Genomic DNA, 15,806 nt, shown 5'->3' with positions numbered 1-15,806 from the left:
CAGAGAACCCGGCCTTGTGCCGGGTTTTCTGTTTTTGCGGTTGGCGAACATCCTTGCGTCGCTTTCCGGTGCCCCCTAATGTTGTCCGTGGAAGGTCGATGCCGAGAAGGTGCGCGAAGGGACTTGTTCGTGAGCTGCACGCGTATTCCACATGGCCGGTTGCGCCGGCCCTCGTCGGGTCCGCGGATGGGTATGTCGCCCCGGCGAATCCTGCTGCTTGGCTTCATTCTGGGCGTGGCGTCCCTGGACCTGTCCGCACAGTCCGTGACTGCCGAGTTTTCGCCAGCGGAGGTCGCGTCTGCCCAGACGCGGATGCTGGACACCATCACGGTGACGGGACAGCGCCTTCCGCTGTCGTCATTCCCGGGTGCCGTCGATGTGGTGGACGGCGAATCTCTGCGGGACGGACAGCGACGCGTGAACCTGTCTGAGTCCCTCAGCCGCGTGCCTGGGTTCACCGTGCGGGATCGCGGCAATTTCGCGCAGGACTTGCAGGTGCAAAGCCGCGGTTTCGGTGCGCGCTCCACGTTTGGAATCCGGGGCATCCGCCTGGTGGCCGATGGCGTGCCCCTGTCCGCTGCAGACGGTCAGTCGCAGGCGGCGGGGTTTGCGCTCGACACGCTGGACCGGATCGAGGTGCTGCGCGGTCCGCTGGCGCTGCAGTACGGGAATGCATCGGGTGGCGCGATCATCGGGTACACGGATCTGGACGACCGCGCGAGTGTCGGCGCGGACACCTGGGCCGACGATCAGGGTGGACGACGGACGGCTGCGCGATGGGACGGTCACCACGAAGTCTCTGACTGGCGCTGGCGAATGTCCGGTAGCCACTTCCGGACCAGGGGCGAGCGGCCACATGCCGCGGCCGAGCGCTGCCACGGAATCGCCAATGGCGAGTGGCGACCGGACGCATCGCGTCGCCTTCGGCTCACCATCAACAGCCTGACGCAGCCTTGGACTGAAGATCCCCTCGGCTTGACGCGACTGCAATGGCGTGCCGATCCGCATGGCGGCGCGCCCGCGGCCGCGGCCTTCGACACCCGCAAGCGCATTGCCAACCATCAGCTCGGGTTGCGCTGGGATCGTGAACCCGCAGCGGGGCGCTCCTGGTGGGTTGCGGCCCACGGCGGAATCCGGGGCATCGAACAGTTTCTCGCCATACCTGTCGGCGCACAGACACCTGCAACCAGCGCGGGCGGCGTGGTCGACGTGGACCGACGCGAGGGCGGCCTGGAGGTGGGGCAGCGTTGGCACGGTGGGCGCGGCTCGCTGGCCATAGGCATGGAGCTTGCGCAACTGACTGAAGCTCGTCGCGGTTACGAGAACTTCATCGGGGGCACACTCGGGATACGCGGGCGGCTGCGACGGGACGAGAACAACCGGGTTGGCAGCCAGACCGCTTTCCTGGTCGGCGAGCGCTCGCTGGGGAACCGGTGGCACGCCTTGGGCGGTGTCCGTCATGTGCGCTCGCGATTTGAATCGCGTGACGAATTCCTCGCGCCGGGCAATGGCAATGACAGTGGTTCGACGCGATATGCCGAGAGCGCGTTCTCGCTGGGCATCGCCCGCGGCTTCGACCGTGGCGAGTGGTTCGCGAGTCTCGGCCGGGGCTTCGAGACGCCCACGGTGACCGAACTCTCGTACCGACCGGATGGCGGCGGCGGGCTGAACCTTGGCCTGCGTCCCTCGGATACGCGATCTGTCGAGGCGGGCGTAAGGTGGCGGCCTCACGGGGGGCGCGTGGGCGTGACCGTGTACCGCATTGAAGGCCGCGACGAGATCGTGGCCGTTGCCAGCCTCGGCGGCCGTGCCAGTTTTGCAAACGCGGGCAGTACACGCCGCGAGGGGCTGGAGTTGGGCGTTGAGGGCAGTTGGAGCCCGCGCTGGCGATACGCGGTGTCGGCCAATTGGTTGAGCGCACGCTTCACCCAAGGATTCGCCTACCAGGTGTTCAGCGACGGCGCGTTGCAGACCCGGCACGTGGCGGCGGGCAATAACATGCCCGGTATTCCCCAGGCAGACGCCTTCGTGGAAGTTGCCTGGAATTCCCTGGACGGTCGCCTTGGCCTCGCCACGGAGTTGCGGGCAAGTGATCGGGTATTCGTGGATGACCGCAACAGCGACGCTGCGCCCGGTCACGCCTTGCTGGGCCTGCGTGGTACGTGGGGATTGTCGACGTCGGGCTGGCATGCCTTCGCGCGCATCGACAACCTGCTTGACCGGAACGTTGTGGGTTCGGTCATCGTCAACGAAGGCAACGGCCGCTTTTTCGAGCCTGGCGCGGGGCGTACGATCACGCTGGGCCTGGGCTGGCGATCCCCCTGATCGCCTGGAGCTGCGCGACTCAGCCCAAATGGGCGCTGATCGCCGCGACCATGTCCCGCCGACGCAGCAGGAAGTCCCACAGGCTGCCGCCCAACTGGCGCCAAAGCACCGCCGAACGCACCGCGGCCAGCAACACCGCCCGGACCTCCGCTACCACATTGGCCTGGCCCAGGTAGTGCGGGTTGCCCTGCACCAGCACGCGTGGGCGCAGGTGGCTGAGAGTCTCGGCGTACACGGCGCCCAACGCGGACAGCACCTCGGGGTGGGTCGAGCCCTCGCGCTCGGCCTGGGCGGCCTGCGCACGAATGCCATGCTGCACCCGGCGCCCCATTTCCTCGTCGGCAACGAACCGCCGCTCCAGTTGCAGTACCGCCAACGCGAGGCGTGGCAGTTGCTCATCCTTCGCCTGGCTGGAGAAGTAATCACGCAGCAGGGTCAGCCCGGGGCGCAAGGCGCTCACATCGCCGTACACCGCCGCAGGGGTAGCGGCATCGATGCGGAAGACCGAGTCCAACGCAGTGCCCAGGATGCGCTGCTCGGCCGTGCCGGTGTCAGCGATGCGGCGCACCTGCGCCAGCGCCTGTGCCAGACCGGCGAGGGCCAGCACGCGATCAGACATCGGATTGGGTCGGGACTCACTCATGCAGCTTGGGCCTTCAGGCGTTGTTCGAGGGGGGCATCGGTGCTCGCGATGACCGCGCCACCGAGGCACACGTCACCGTCATACAGCACCAGCGACTGGCCCGGCGTGACCGCACGTTGGGGGCGGATGAAGCGGACCTCAAGCGTGCCGTCTTCACACACCGAAACCTCACAGGCCTCGTCCGGCTGGCGGTACCGGGTCTGCGCCGAGCACGTGAACCGCTCGGCGGGCGCGGTACCGGACACCCAATGCGCGGCCTCCGAATGCAGCATCGTGGACTCCAGCCACGGAAACCCGCGGCATTGGTCAACGTAGAGCACGTTGCTGGCCACGTCCTTGCCCACCACGAACCACGGTCCCGGCTCGAAACCCCGCACCCCGCCGATGTTCAAGCCCTCGCGCTGGCCGAGCGTGTAGAAGAACACCCCAGGGTGTTCGCCGATGACCTGCCCATCGGGCGTGCGCATCTCGCCCGTGCGGGCGGGCAGGTAGCGCGCCAGGAACTCGCGGAAGTCACGCTCGCCGATGAAGCAGATTCCCGTGGAGTCCTTCTTGGCCGCGGTAGGCAGGCCGGCATCCTGCGCCATGCGACGCACGTCGGTCTTGACCAGCTCCCCCAGCGGGAAGCGGGTACTGGCCAGCTGGTGCTGGCCCAACTGGTGGAGGAAGTAACTCTGGTCCTTGTTGCGGTCGCGGGCGCGCAGCAGGTGGTGGCGCCCCCCGTCCCGGGCCACGCGGGCGTAATGGCCCGTGGCGATGTACTCGGCGCCCAGGTCATGGGCCGCATCGAGGAAATGCTTGAACTTTATTTCGCGATTGCAGAGCACGTCCGGATTGGGCGTCCGACCGGCTGCGTACTCGGCGAGGAAATGCTCGAAAACACCCTTCCAGTACTCACCCGAGAAATCGCGGAAATGGATGGGAATACCCAGCCGCCCGCACACGGCGACCGCGTCACGGCGGTCGTCCTCGGCGCGACAGTCGCCGCTGCCGTCGTCGGCCCAGTTCTGCATGAAGAGCCCGGCGATGGGCTCGCCGGCGTCCCGCAGCAGCAATGCGGCCACCGAGGAGTCGACGCCACCGGACATGCCGACGATAGTGCGCACGCCGCTCATGCCAGATGTTGCAACACGTCCAGCGACTGTCGGCGGCCAGCGAGGAAATCCTCGGCGGTGCGCCAGACCAGTGGGCTGCGATGGCGCTCGCTTTCGGCCTGAAGTTCGGCGGGCGTCAGCCACACCGCGCGGACGATGCCTTCGTCCAACGATCGCGTCGGGTCGTGGGTGACAGGCTCGGCGGCGAAGGCGAAACGCAGGTAATGCCGACCACCGCTGCCGTCGGCCTGCAGCGGCGCCTTCCATTGGTAGGCGCCCACGAACCCGGTCAGCCGCACGTCCCAGCCGGTCTCTTCGCGGGTTTCGCGCAGGGCCGCCGCGACCAGGCTTTCGTCTGGTTCCAGATGGCCAGCTGGCTGGTTCAGCACCAGGCGGCCCCCCGCCATTTCCTCGACCAGCAGCAGGCGCCCGTCGGCCACCACCACCGTCGCGACGGTGACATCGGGTTGCCAGAAGCGGCCTTCGCGGTAGGTCATGGGCTTGGGGTCTCGGGGGGCGGATAGGGGAGGCGGGAAATGCGAAGCCCCGCCGACGGCGCCGGACGGGGCTTCGCGGGATCCGACGCAGGATTACAGCTCGTCGCGATCACCGGACAGCTCCAGCTCCATGTCATCGGCCGTCTGGGCGGCGATGTCCATGGCCGATTCGAGCTCGGCGGCGCTCAGGCTGTCAGGAATCTTCACGACGAAGTACAGAACGTCGCCCGCAAGTTCCCAACTGCCCAGCTTGTTGTTGCGGCTTTCGCCCAACAGTTCAAGGGCTTTGTCGCCATCGATGTCGTCCTTCTCGACCCGGCCTGCGGGGGAGAAGATCTCCCGGACAATGAAGCCACCCACCTTCTCGGTGCCGCCCGAGACGAACACCAGTTGCGTGCGGCCTTCCTTGGAATAGTTGTAGGTGACCTTGTAGTCGCCGTCACCGTCCACCTCGTACTTGACGCCGCGGGCGTCCAGGCGCGTCTTCACCGAGGCGTCAGAGGCGGCGGCGGGGAGGGCGATGGCGGTGAGCAGCAGGGCGGCGGGCAGCAACAAACGATGGCGCATACGCATGAAACGTCCCCTGTGTGATGGAATTCGCATTGTGTCTTGCCAGGCGCCGAACCGTCCACGACACATTTTCACCCCCACTGATCGAAGGTGGGATGGGTCAGGGCAGGTACGGGGCGACGGCCGGCCCCCTTAGAACTCGTCCTTGCCCGGGGTCAACTCGGCTTCCATCTGGTCGGCGCTCTGGATGGCGGCATCAATGGCGTCGTCCAACTCTTCCGCCGAAGCATTGGTCGCGACCTTGATCACGAACACCGCGTACTGCCCCTGCTTGGCCCAGCCGCCCAACTTGCTGTCCTGGGACGCTTCAAGCAGCCGGTTGGCGACCTTGGCGGGAAACTCCTCGCCCTTGGACTTGTAAGCCGGAGCCCAGACTTCGCGCACCTCATGCGACCCATAGTCGTAGACGGGCGAGCGGACGTAGACCAACTGGCTGCGGTCCTTCTTTGCGTCTTCGTCACCCTCGAGGCTGAAGACCAGCTTGTAGTCGCCATCTTCATCCACTTCGTACTCGTACTTCAGCTTGTCCAGCAGGCGCTTTACGCGAGGGTCCGGCTTATGGTCACCAGCGGGGGCCGCAGCGGCGGCAGGCGCATCCTTGGCCATCACGGCCGGTGCGAAGGCGAGGGCAGACAGCAGCAGGACGAACGCTGGGCGCATGAGGAACGATCCGTGTGGTTTGACGGCCATTCTGCCGGTGGGTCGCAGTGCACGTCCATCGCACCCTCGGGCGGTTTGTCCCCGCTGCGTATAATGGCCCGATGCCCAAGCAGACCGACCATGAACACCACCACGGCGTCCTGGTGGAGACCGGTAAACCCGACGTCGCCCGCCCCCCGCTGTACTCGGTGCTCCTGCTCAACGATGACTACACCCCGATGGATTTCGTGGTGGACGTGCTGATGCGCTTCTTCCCCCTGGACATCGAAAAAGCCACCCAGATCATGCTCCATGTACATACCCGTGGCCGGGGCGTGTGCGGGGTTTTCACCCGCGAAGTGGCCGAGTCCAAGGTCGCGCAGGTGAACGAATACTCAAGACTGAACCAGCACCCCTTGCTGTGTACGATGGAAAAGGCCTAAAACGGGTCCAAGGCACGTACTGATCAGTAGGAGGGGTTTTCCGCCCCGGGCCGATCCGATCGGGAAGTTCCGAAGGGGGGCGCATGGAAAAGCACCTTGCGTGTCCCCATCTAGGACCGCAGTAGCTTTTTGGAGGCTTGCCCCCATGTTCAGCAAGGATCTCGAATACAGCATCGGCCAGTGCTACAAGCGTGCCCGCGAAGCGCGCCATGAGTACATGACGGTCGAGCACCTGCTGCTGGCACTCCTGGACAACCCCTCGGCCGAGCAGGTGCTGAAGGCCTGCAACGTGGACTTCCCACGCCTGCGCTCCGACCTGGAGCAGGCGATTGCCACGTCGGTGTCGGTGCTGCCCACGGACATCGACCGCGACACCCAGCCGACGCTGGGCTTCCAGCGTGTCCTCCAGCGTGCGGTCTACCACGTCCAGTCCTCGGGCAAGAAGGAAGTCACCGGCGCCAACGTGCTGGTGGCCATCTTCGGCGAAAAGGACTCCCATGCCGTCTACTTCCTCAACCAGCAGGACGTGGCGCGGCTTGACGTCGTCAACTACATCTCCCACGGCATCGCCAAGCACGGCGACGACGAGCCGCAGCACCCGCACGAGGAAGGCGAATCCCGCCAGGCCGAGGGCGGGGAGGGCGAGGGCAAATCCGACGCGCTGGCAGAGTTCGCCAGCAACCTCAACCTGGCCGCCCGCGACGGCAAGATCGACCCGCTGGTGGGCCGCGCCGACGAAGTGGAACGCACCATCCAGGTGTTGTGCCGCCGCCGCAAGAACAACCCGCTGTACGTGGGTGAAGCCGGCGTGGGCAAGACCGCGATTGCCGAGGGCCTGGCCAAGCGCATCGTCGAGGGCGACGTCCCCGAAGTGCTGATGGACGCCACCATCTTCTCGCTCGACCTGGGCGCGCTGGTGGCGGGCACCAAGTATCGCGGCGACTTCGAGAAGCGCCTCAAGGCGGTGCTGGCGCAGCTGAAGAAGCTGCCCGGGGCGATCCTCTTCATCGACGAAATCCACACCATCATCGGCGCCGGCTCGGCGTCCGGTGGCACGATGGACGCGTCCAACCTGATCAAGCCGGCGCTGGCTTCGGGCGACCTGCGTTGCATCGGCTCGACCACGTTCCAGGAATATCGCGGCATCTTCGAGAAGGACCGGGCCCTGGCCCGCCGCTTCCAGAAGATCGACATCGTCGAGCCGACGGTCGGAGAGACCGTGGAGATCCTGCAGGGCCTGAAGCCGAAGTACGAACAGCACCACGGCGTGACCTACGCCGACGACGCGCTGCAGGCGGCGGTGGACCTGTCGGTCAAGCACATCGGCGACCGGCTGCTGCCGGACAAGGCCATCGACGTGATCGACGAGGCCGGTGCCCGCCAGCGGGTGCTGCCGGAGGGCCTGCGCAAGACCCTGATCGACGTCGAGGAGATCGAGACGATCGTGGCCAAGATGGCCCGCATCCCGGCCAAGCAGGTCACCGCCACCGACAAGGACGTGCTCCGCAACCTGGAGCGCAACCTGAAGATGGTCATCTTCGGCCAGGACCCGGCCATCGAGACCCTGACCAGCGCCATCAAGCTGGCGCGCAGCGGCCTGGGCAACCCGGACAAGCCGATCGGCAATTTCCTGTTCGCCGGTCCCACTGGCGTGGGCAAGACCGAGGTGACCAAGCAGCTGGCGCTGCAGCTGGGCATCGAGCTGGTGCGCTTCGACATGTCCGAGTACATGGAGCCGCATTCGGTCAGCCGCCTGATTGGCGCGCCTCCGGGCTATGTGGGCTTCGACCAGGGCGGTCTGCTGACCGAGAAGATCGTCAAGACGCCGCACTGCGTCCTGTTGCTGGACGAGGTGGAGAAGGCGCATCCGGACATCTTCAACATCCTGCTGCAGGTGATGGACCGCGGCATCCTGACGGACACCAACGGACGCGAGGCCAACTTCAAGAACGTGGTGCTGGTGATGACCACCAATGCCGGCGCGGCACAGGCCTCGCGGCGCTCGATCGGCTTTACCAAGCAGGACCACAGCACCGATGCGATGGAAGTGATCCGCCGCTCGTTCACGCCGGAGTTCCGCAACCGCCTGGATGCGGTGGTGCAGTTCCAGCCGCTCGGCTTTGAACACATCCTGCGGGTGGTGGACAAGTTCCTGATCGAACTGGAGGCCCAGCTGCATGAGAAGGACGTGACCCTCTCCGCCACGCCGCCGGCGCGCGACTGGCTGGCCCAGCATGGCTTCGATCCGCTGATGGGTGCGCGGCCGATGGCGCGGGTGATCCAGGACAAGATCAAGCGCCCGCTGGCCGACGAGCTGCTGTTCGGCAAGCTGGTGAGCGGCGGCCGCGTCACCATCGACGTCAAGGACGACGAGCTGGTGCTGGACGTGCAGGCCGAACCGGAAAAGCTGTTGCCCGCCACGGTCAACTGACGGACTGCCCCCGCGCCGCGCCGTCCCGGCGGCGCGGGAACCCGAAGGCACGAAAAAGGCGACCCAAGGTCGCCTTTTTTTCAATTAGTTACCGCGATTACTTCATGCGGTAGGTGATGCGACCCTTGGTCAGGTCGTAGGGGGTCATTTCCACCTTCACCTTGTCGCCGGTCAGGATGCGAATGTAGTTCTTGCGCATGCGGCCGGAGATATGGGCGATGATTTCGTGCCCGTTTTCGAGGCGCACCCGGAACATGGTGTTCGGAAGGGTTTCCGCCACCGTGCCCTCGAATTCGATCACGTCGTCTTTTGCCATGTGTTCCCTGAGTGTCACGAAGAGCGGCCTTTTCCCGGCCGCGAAGCCCAGCATTGTGCCATGTTGCTTTGTCTGGCGCAAAAGGCGGAGTGGACGGGGTTCAGCCGACGGGGCCGGTGCACGCTCGGGGCCCAATAGCCGCGGACGGTCGGGCGGGGACTCGGGTCAACCCGCGAGTTCGGTGGCGGTCAGCACACCAAATCGCCGCGTCCACTGGTCGGCCGGCGCCAGCAGTGCGGTGAGCGCCTGCACCTGGCCCAGGAAACGGTCGCGGCGCATGAGCCGGGCGCCCAACGAGACGAGGTGGGGATTCTCGACCTGCGCATCAATCAGCGGCCAGCCCCATTGCCGCATCCGGTGCGCCAAGCCGGCCAAAGCGACCTTCGATCCCCCCGATTCGGCGCTGAACATGCTTTCGCCGAAGAATGCGTGGCCGATCGAAACGCCGTACAGGCCGCCGACCAGTCGGTCGCCATCCATCACCTCGATCGAGTGTGCGTAGCCAAGGCGGTGCAACTCAACGTAGGCGTCCCGCATCTCCGGCGTGATCCAGGTGCCGTCCTGGCCTTGGCGGGGAATGCGGGCGCAGAGGTCGATCACCGTCTCGAAGGCGGTATCGGCCCGCACCACCCAAGGCAGTTGTCGCAGCGTGCGGCGGAACCGGGATGAAAGCCGGAAACTCTCCGTGCGGAACACCGTGCGCGGGTCGGGACACCACCACAGGATAGGTTGGCCTTCCGAGTACCACGGGAAAATGCCCGCGCGATAGGCATTGAGCAAACGGGTGGCCGAGAGGTCGCCGCCAATGGCAAGCAGTCCATCGGGTTGCCGGAGCGCGCGCTCGCCCGGTGGGAACGGCGCCGCGGGATCGGTCGGCAGTTCGGGCAATCGCAAGGACATTCGCGCAGCTTGTCACGTCCCGGGCGGTGCGTCAGCCACCTTGAAGGGGGAGTGCCCACGCAGGCGCCGGGCGTACTGCATCACCGAGTCAGTCTCCTCGCGGCACCATTCGCGGAGCGCGTCGCGGAAGCTGTCGTGGGCGATCCAGTGCCGGCTGCGCACCAGTGCGGGCAGGAAACCCCGAGCCAGTTTGTGCTCTCCTTGGGCGCCCGGCTCGAAGCGGGTCAGCCCGTGCCGCAGGCAGTATTCAATGCCTTGGTAATAGCAGGTCTCGAAGTGCAGTCCCGGCAGCGTCGCGTCGCTGCCCCAGTAGCGGCCGTAGAGGGTGTCCGCGCCCCGCAGGCACAGGGCGCCGGCCACCGCCTGACCCTGGTACTCGGCGAGGAAGATCACCAGCGCCCCGGGCTGGGTGGCGGCCAGGTGCCGCAGGAAGGGCAGGGTCAGGGCCGGGTGGTTGCCGTACTCGGCAAAGGTGCGGAGGTAGAAGCGGTGCATCGCCGTCAGGTCGGATTCGCACGCGCTGTTGCCTTCAATCACGCGGAACCGCACTCCTGCCCGTGCCACCTTGGCCCGCTCCTGGCGGATGTTCTTGCGATGTTTGTGATCGAGCGCCCCGAGGAAGTCATCGAAGGTGCGCCAGCCGTCGGTGTTGTGCCAGTGGTACTGGACGTCGGTGCGTGCCAACCACTCAGGTGTGGCGCCCCCCTCGTCGGCATGCAAAGGCAAGAAGGCTGCTTCTTCGGTGGCGGTGTGGAAGTTCACGTGCACCGAGGGCAAACCCAGCGCTTGGCACTGAGTGACCATGGCCTCCACCAGCGCGTGCCGCATCGTGCCGTCCCGGGCCAGCAGGCGTGGCCCGGTGACCGGGGAATACGGAACGGCGCACAACCACTTTGGGAAGTAGTCCAGCCCATGCCGGGCGTAGGCGTGCGCCCAGGCGTGGTCAAACACGAACTCCCCGTGCGAGTTGTCCTTCAGGTACATGGGCGCGGCCGCGACCAGCGCGTCGCCCTCCCACAACGTCAGGTGGCGGGGCGTCCAGCCCCACTCGGCGCGCAGGCAGCCGTGCTGCTCCAGCCCGGCTAGGAATGCGTGGGTGACGAACGGGTTGCGGTCGTCATGCAGCGCGTCCCACTGTCCGGGGGGAACGTCGGCCAAGCGGGAGAGTAGGCGGACGTCGTGCATCTGGAAATGGCGCCCCGGCGGGGAGCGGGGCGCCTGGGCTGGCTCAGCCTTCGCTGTCGAGGAATTTCTCGGCGTCCAGCGCGGCCATGCAGCCGAAGCCTGCCGAGGTGATGGCCTGGCGATAGACCTGGTCGGCCACGTCGCCCGCCGCGAATACGCCTTCGACCGAGGTCTGGGTGGCATTGCCTTCCAGTCCGGTGGTGATGGTCAGGTAGCCGTTGCGCATTGCCAACTGACCCTCGAAGAGGGACGTATTGGGCGTGTGGCCAATCGCCACGAAGAAACCGTGCACTGGGAGCTCGCGGGTGCTGTCGTCCAGCATCGACTTGACGCGCACGCCGGTGACCCCGGCGTCGTCGCCCAGGACTTCGTCGACGGTGTGGTTCCACACCAACTCGATCTTGCCGGACTCGGCCTTGGCGAAAAGCTTGTCCTGCATGATCTTCTCCGCGCGCAGCGTGTCGCGGCGGTGGATCAGATAGACCTTGCGGGCGATGTTGGACAGGTACAGCGCTTCTTCCACGGCGGTGTTGCCGCCGCCGATCACCGCCACGTCCTTGTCCTTGTAGAAGAAGCCGTCGCAGGTGGCGCATGCCGAAACGCCGCGGCCCTTGAACGCCTCTTCCGAGGGAATGCCCAGGTACTTGGCGGTGGCGCCGGTGGCAATGATCAGCGCGTCGCAGGTGTACTCGCCGCTGTCACCCACCAGGCGGAAGGGGCGGCTGGACAGGTCTGCGGTGTGGACGTGGTCGAACACGACTTCGGTGTCAAAACGCTCGGCGTGGGCCTGCATGCGTGCCATCAGGTCGGGGCCCATCAGGCCGTGGGCGTCGCCCGGCCAGTTGTCCACCTCGGTGGTGGTCATCAGCTGGCCGCCCATCTGCAGTCCGGTGATCACCACGGGCTTGAGGTTGGCGCGTGCCGCGTACACGGCCGCCGTCCAGCCGGCCGGGCCGGAACCGAGGATGATCAACTTCGAATGCTTGGATGGGGTCATGGCTATACTTGGGCGCTATGGGACGCCATAGAGTGGCGGGCGAGTCCGGGCATTACAAGGCAAGCCCGGCGAAAACAGCGTTGCATTACCCGCGCCGCCGAAGATCCAAGTGCGACACCCGCGGCGCGGCGTAAGCGGCGATTCCTGACACACAAGGCAGGCAGAGGCAGGGAGAACGCGATGCGCATCGGAGTACCCCGGGAAACGAAGACCCTGGAAGGGCGTGTGGCACTGGTGCCCGCGGCTGCCGGGGACCTGGTGCGTCGCGGCCACGAGGTCTGGCTGGAGCAGGGGGCGGGCCTCAAGAGTGGGTTCAGTGATGCGCAGTACGCGCAACTGGGCGTCCACATCGCGCCGGATGCTGCGGCGCTGTACGACAAGGGCGAACTGATCGTGAAGGTCAAGGAGCCGATCGAGAGCGATCTTCGCCACCTGCGGCCGGATCACATCCTGTTCTGCTACCTGCACCTGGCCCCTGACCCCGCACTGACGCGGCGCCTGCTGGATATCGGCCTGACCGGAGTTGCCTTCGAAACCGTCGAGCTGGACAACGGCACCCTGCCGCTGCTCGCGCCGATGTCGATCATTGCCGGCAAGATCGCGGTGCAGATCGGCACCCACCTGCTGCACCAGCCGCAAGGCGGCAAGGGCAAGCTGCTCGGCGGGTTGCCATCCACCGAGCGAGGCAAGGTGGTGGTGTTTGGGGCGGGGCAGGCCGGTGGACATGCGGCGGCGCTGGCGGCGGCCGGCGGCGCCAACGTGGTGGTGTTCGAGAAGCGCCAGGACCGGCTGGACGAGATGATGCGTCTGGGCAACAACGTGACGGCCCTCTACCCCTACGACGAAGTCGTCGCCCGGGAAGTGGCCACCGCGGATCTGGCGGTGGGGGCGGTGCTGATTCCCGGCGCGGTGGCCCCGCACGTGCTGACCCGCGAGATGCTGGTGGGGATGGAGGACGGCAGCGTGGTGGTGGATATCTCCATCGACCAGGGCGGCTGCTTCGAAACTTCGCGCCCGACCACCTGGAAGGAGCCCACCTACGTCGAGGAAGGCGTCATCCACTTCTGCGTGACCAACATGCCTGGCGCCGTGCCGCAGACGTCGTCGCAGGCGATCTGCGCGGCCATCCTGCCGTGGGTCAGCAAGCTGGCCTCTGGCGCGTGGCGGGACAGCCTGCCGCTGGTCCGCGGCATCAACGTCGAAGCCGGCGAGCTGGTGCACCCTGCGTTGAAGGGCATGACGCTGTAGTTTAGGTAGCGGGGAGCCCGGCAGCCGGGCTGTGAATTTCCGGTATTCAGCCGTATATTCAACAACTAACGGAATCGATTTAAGGCAGAACATCACGGTGGCGCAAGCGTCCGCAGCAAGCCGAAAGAAGGTCACGGCCGAAAAGGCCCCGCCATCGCCCCGTCGTCAGCGGCTCATGCGCGACATCGCGCTGATCATCATTGCGCCGTTGCTGGTGTACTTGTTGGCCAGCCTCGTGACGTACTCGCCACAGGATCCCGGCTGGTCGCAGTCGGGAAGCGTGACCGCGCCGCTGCACAACCTGGGGGGCAAGGTCGGCGCATTCCTTGCCGACGTGCTGCTGTATCTCACCGGCTATGTCGCCTTCCTGTTGCCGGTGATGCTGGGCCTGATCGCGTGGATCGCCCTGTTTGGCATGGACACCGATGGCGATGGCCATGCGGACCTGGGTCCCGCGCTGCGCCTGATCGGTATTGTCGGATTTCTGGTGGCGGCCACGGGGCTGCTGTACCTGCGTTTCAACGGGGCCTCGGACTTCTCGGCCGGCAGCGGCGGCATCCTCGGCCAAGTGGTGGGCAAGTCCCTGTACCGCGGCTTCGGGCCGGTGGGCGGCAACCTGTTCCTGCTGGCACTGCTGCTGATTTCGGTGACCCTGGCGACAGGCCTGTCGTGGCTGCACGTGATGGACAAACTGGGCCAGTGGACGCTGGCGATGGGGCCGTTGCTGTCTGGCCTGTTCAAGCGCGGCAGCAAGCAGGCGAGCGAGTGGCAGCAAACCCGCGCCCTGCGCGAGGAGCGCGAGGAGAGCCGCAAGGTCGATACAGAACTGCGCGCAAAGCGTGCGCCGGTGAAGATCGAGCCGCCGCCGGCGCCTGTGGTGGAGAAGAGCGAGCGCGCCAAGCGCGAAACCCAGATCCCGCTCTTCCACACGGGCGATGGCAATGGCGTCCCGCCGCTGGCGCTGCTGGACGACCCCAAGCCGCAGCCCAAGGGCTATGACGAGCAGACCCTGGAAACGCTGTCCCGGCAGATCGAGTTCAAGCTCAAGGATTTCCGTATCGATGCGCAGGTGGTCGGCGCGTATCCCGGCCCGGTCATCACCCGTTTTGAAATCGAGCCGGCGCCTGGCGTGAAGGTCAGCCAGATCAGCTCGCTGGACAAGGACATCGCCCGCGGCCTCTCGGTCAAGTCGGTGCGCGTCGTGGACGTCATCCCGGGCAAGTCCGTGGTGGGTCTGGAAACCCCGAACACCCAGCGAGAGATGATCTTCCTGTCCGAGCTGCTGCGTTCGAAGGAATATGACAAGTCCCCAAGCCCGTTGACGCTGGCGCTCGGCAAGGACATTGCCGGCAGGCCGACGGTCGCTGACCTGGCGCGCATGCCGCACCTGCTGGTGGCGGGCACCACCGGCTCCGGCAAGTCGGTCGCGGTCAACGCGATGGTGCTGTCGTTGCTGTACAAGGCTTCCGCCAAGGACCTGCGGATGCTGATGATCGACCCCAAGATGCTGGAGCTATCGGTCTACCAGGGGATTCCGCATCTGTTGGCGCCCGTGGTCACCGACATGAAGGAGGCGGCCAACGGGCTGCGCTGGTGCGTGGCTGAGATGGAGCGCCGCTACAAGCTGATGAGCGCGGTGGGCGTGCGCAACCTGGCGGGCTTCAACAAGAAGGTCAAGGACGCCCAGGACGCGGGCCAGCCGATGATGGACCCGCTGTTCAAGCCCAATGCCGAGCTGGGCGAGGCGCCGCGACCGCTGGAAACGTTGCCGTTCATCGTCATCTTCATCGACGAATTCGCCGACATGATGATGATCGTCGGCAAGAAGGTCGAGGAACTCATCGCGCGCCTGGCCCAGAAGGCGCGTGCGGCCGGCATCCACCTGATCCTGGCCACCCAGCGTCCGTCGGTGGACGTGATTACCGGCCTGATCAAGGCCAACATCCCCACGCGCATCGCGTTCCAGGTGTCGAGCAAGATCGACTCGCGCACCATCCTCGACCAGTCCGGTGCGGAAACGCTGCTGGGCCACGGCGACATGCTGTACCTGCCGCCGGGCACCGCGATGCCCGAGCGCGTGCATGGCGCCTTCGTCAGTGACGAGGAAGTGCATCGCGTGGTCGAGCACCTCAAGCAGATTGGCGGCGGCCCGGATTACATCGAGGGCGTGCTGGACGAGGTGCAGACCATGGGCGACGGCGTGGTGGTTGGCGCCACCGGCTTGCCCGAGAGCGGGGGAGGGGGCGACGAATCCGACCCGCTGTACGACGAGGCGGTGCGCATCGTCACCGAGACACGTCGCGCTTCGATTTCCGGGGTGCAGCGGCGGTTGAAGATCGGTTACAACCGCGCCGCCCGACTCATTGAGGCGATGGAAGCCGCTGGGGTGGTCTCGCCACCTGAGCACAATGGCGACCGCAGCGTGCTGGCACCGCCCCCGCCGCGTGACTGAGGCACGCTGACCGCCTCCCAGGGAGCGCGTCGTGCGTGTCGGAGGGGATTGATGAACGGTGCTACT

General features: G+C 66.2%; 14 protein-coding genes. 5 read left to right on the top strand and 9 right to left on the bottom strand.

Annotated elements, in window-relative coordinates; all coding sequences use genetic code 11:
- Positions 1–186 precede the first annotated feature (186 nt).
- Positions 187–2,325, top strand: coding sequence for a TonB-dependent receptor family protein (locus AC3ARF_RS07790; RefSeq protein WP_498926752.1), 2,139 nt, complete (start codon positions 187–189; stop codon positions 2,323–2,325).
- Between the two features lie 19 nt (positions 2,326–2,344).
- Here the strand turns inward: AC3ARF_RS07790 and hflD are convergent, their stop codons facing one another.
- The 5 genes from hflD to AC3ARF_RS07765 form a co-directional block, all read right to left on the bottom strand.
- Positions 2,345–2,944: a high frequency lysogenization protein HflD gene (hflD, locus tag AC3ARF_RS07785; RefSeq protein WP_498931807.1), complete on the bottom strand. Its 600-nt coding sequence runs from the start codon at positions 2,942–2,944 to the stop codon at positions 2,345–2,347.
- Positions 2,945–2,964: 20 nt separating this feature from the next.
- Positions 2,965–4,083 carry a tRNA 2-thiouridine(34) synthase MnmA gene (gene mnmA / locus AC3ARF_RS07780; RefSeq protein ID WP_498926750.1) on the bottom strand — a complete coding sequence of 373 codons (1,119 nt, stop codon included), beginning with the start codon at positions 4,081–4,083 and terminating at the stop codon, positions 2,965–2,967.
- Complete coding sequence (locus AC3ARF_RS07775; RefSeq protein WP_498926748.1) at positions 4,080–4,559, bottom strand: NUDIX hydrolase; 480 nt, start codon at positions 4,557–4,559, stop codon at positions 4,080–4,082. The genes mnmA and AC3ARF_RS07775 overlap by 4 nt, the downstream gene beginning before the upstream one ends.
- Before the next feature lie 93 nt (positions 4,560–4,652).
- The gene (locus AC3ARF_RS07770) at positions 4,653–5,132 is read right to left on the bottom strand and encodes a hypothetical protein (protein ID WP_498926746.1); all 480 of its coding nucleotides are present in this window, start codon (positions 5,130–5,132) and stop codon (positions 4,653–4,655) included.
- Between the two features lie 129 nt (positions 5,133–5,261).
- Complete coding sequence (locus AC3ARF_RS07765) at positions 5,262–5,735, bottom strand: hypothetical protein (protein WP_498931805.1); 474 nt, start codon at positions 5,733–5,735, stop codon at positions 5,262–5,264.
- Positions 5,736–5,890: 155 nt separating this feature from the next.
- Here AC3ARF_RS07765 and clpS point away from each other — a divergent pair, with 155 nt between their 5' ends.
- Positions 5,891–6,211: an ATP-dependent Clp protease adapter ClpS gene (clpS, locus tag AC3ARF_RS07760; RefSeq protein WP_498926742.1), complete on the top strand. Its 321-nt coding sequence runs from the start codon at positions 5,891–5,893 to the stop codon at positions 6,209–6,211.
- 145 nt (positions 6,212–6,356) lie between these two features.
- Entirely contained in the window at positions 6,357–8,642 is a 2,286-nt protein-coding gene (gene clpA, locus AC3ARF_RS07755) for an ATP-dependent Clp protease ATP-binding subunit ClpA (RefSeq protein WP_498926740.1), read from the top strand.
- A 97-nt stretch (positions 8,643–8,739) separates the two neighbouring features.
- Here clpA and infA read toward each other — a convergent pair whose 3' ends face one another.
- The 4 genes from infA to trxB form a co-directional block, all read right to left on the bottom strand.
- Positions 8,740–8,958, bottom strand: coding sequence for a translation initiation factor IF-1 (gene infA / locus AC3ARF_RS07750; RefSeq protein ID WP_031372296.1), 219 nt, complete (start codon positions 8,956–8,958; stop codon positions 8,740–8,742).
- Positions 8,959–9,123: 165 nt separating this feature from the next.
- Entirely contained in the window at positions 9,124–9,858 is a 735-nt protein-coding gene (aat, locus tag AC3ARF_RS07745; RefSeq protein ID WP_498926738.1) for a leucyl/phenylalanyl-tRNA--protein transferase, read from the bottom strand.
- A 12-nt stretch (positions 9,859–9,870) separates the two neighbouring features.
- Entirely contained in the window at positions 9,871–11,043 is a 1,173-nt protein-coding gene (locus AC3ARF_RS07740) for a GNAT family N-acetyltransferase (RefSeq protein WP_498926736.1), read from the bottom strand.
- 43 nt (positions 11,044–11,086) lie between these two features.
- Entirely contained in the window at positions 11,087–12,040 is a 954-nt protein-coding gene (gene trxB, locus AC3ARF_RS07735) for a thioredoxin-disulfide reductase (RefSeq protein ID WP_498926734.1), read from the bottom strand.
- A gap of 180 nt (positions 12,041–12,220) precedes the next feature.
- On the opposite strand from trxB, the gene AC3ARF_RS07730 reads away from it, so the two are divergent.
- Together AC3ARF_RS07730 and AC3ARF_RS07725 are read left to right on the top strand one after the other, a co-directional pair.
- On the top strand, positions 12,221–13,288 hold the full coding sequence (locus tag AC3ARF_RS07730; RefSeq protein WP_498926732.1) for an alanine dehydrogenase: 1,068 nt from the start codon (positions 12,221–12,223) through the stop codon (positions 13,286–13,288).
- Between the two features lie 97 nt (positions 13,289–13,385).
- The gene (locus tag AC3ARF_RS07725) at positions 13,386–15,740 is read left to right on the top strand and encodes a DNA translocase FtsK (RefSeq protein WP_498926730.1); all 2,355 of its coding nucleotides are present in this window, start codon (positions 13,386–13,388) and stop codon (positions 15,738–15,740) included.
- Positions 15,741–15,806 lie beyond the last annotated feature (66 nt).

It is taken from the genome of Lysobacter sp. KACC 24251 (genome assembly GCF_057747755.1).
Note: the sequence above shows the minus strand (reverse complement) of the source record. Positions and strands in the feature narration are given on the sequence as shown.

Coding starts and splice junctions, on each gene's coding strand:
- AC3ARF_RS07790 (WP_498926752.1), top strand. CDS start 187: ATGGGTATGTCGCCCCGGCGAATCCTGCTGCTTGGCTTCATTCTGGGC.
- hflD (WP_498931807.1), bottom strand. CDS start 2,944: ATGTCTGATCGCGTGCTGGCCCTCGCCGGTCTGGCACAGGCGCTGGCG.
- mnmA (WP_498926750.1), bottom strand. CDS start 4,083: ATGAGCGGCGTGCGCACTATCGTCGGCATGTCCGGTGGCGTCGACTCC.
- AC3ARF_RS07775 (WP_498926748.1), bottom strand. CDS start 4,559: ATGACCTACCGCGAAGGCCGCTTCTGGCAACCCGATGTCACCGTCGCG.
- AC3ARF_RS07770 (WP_498926746.1), bottom strand. CDS start 5,132: ATGCGTATGCGCCATCGTTTGTTGCTGCCCGCCGCCCTGCTGCTCACC.
- AC3ARF_RS07765 (WP_498931805.1), bottom strand. CDS start 5,735: ATGGCCAAGGATGCGCCTGCCGCCGCTGCGGCCCCCGCTGGTGACCAT.
- clpS (WP_498926742.1), top strand. CDS start 5,891: ATGCCCAAGCAGACCGACCATGAACACCACCACGGCGTCCTGGTGGAG.
- clpA (WP_498926740.1), top strand. CDS start 6,357: ATGTTCAGCAAGGATCTCGAATACAGCATCGGCCAGTGCTACAAGCGT.
- infA (WP_031372296.1), bottom strand. CDS start 8,958: ATGGCAAAAGACGACGTGATCGAATTCGAGGGCACGGTGGCGGAAACC.
- aat (WP_498926738.1), bottom strand. CDS start 9,858: ATGTCCTTGCGATTGCCCGAACTGCCGACCGATCCCGCGGCGCCGTTC.
- AC3ARF_RS07740 (WP_498926736.1), bottom strand. CDS start 11,043: ATGCACGACGTCCGCCTACTCTCCCGCTTGGCCGACGTTCCCCCCGGA.
- trxB (WP_498926734.1), bottom strand. CDS start 12,040: ATGACCCCATCCAAGCATTCGAAGTTGATCATCCTCGGTTCCGGCCCG.
- AC3ARF_RS07730 (WP_498926732.1), top strand. CDS start 12,221: ATGCGCATCGGAGTACCCCGGGAAACGAAGACCCTGGAAGGGCGTGTG.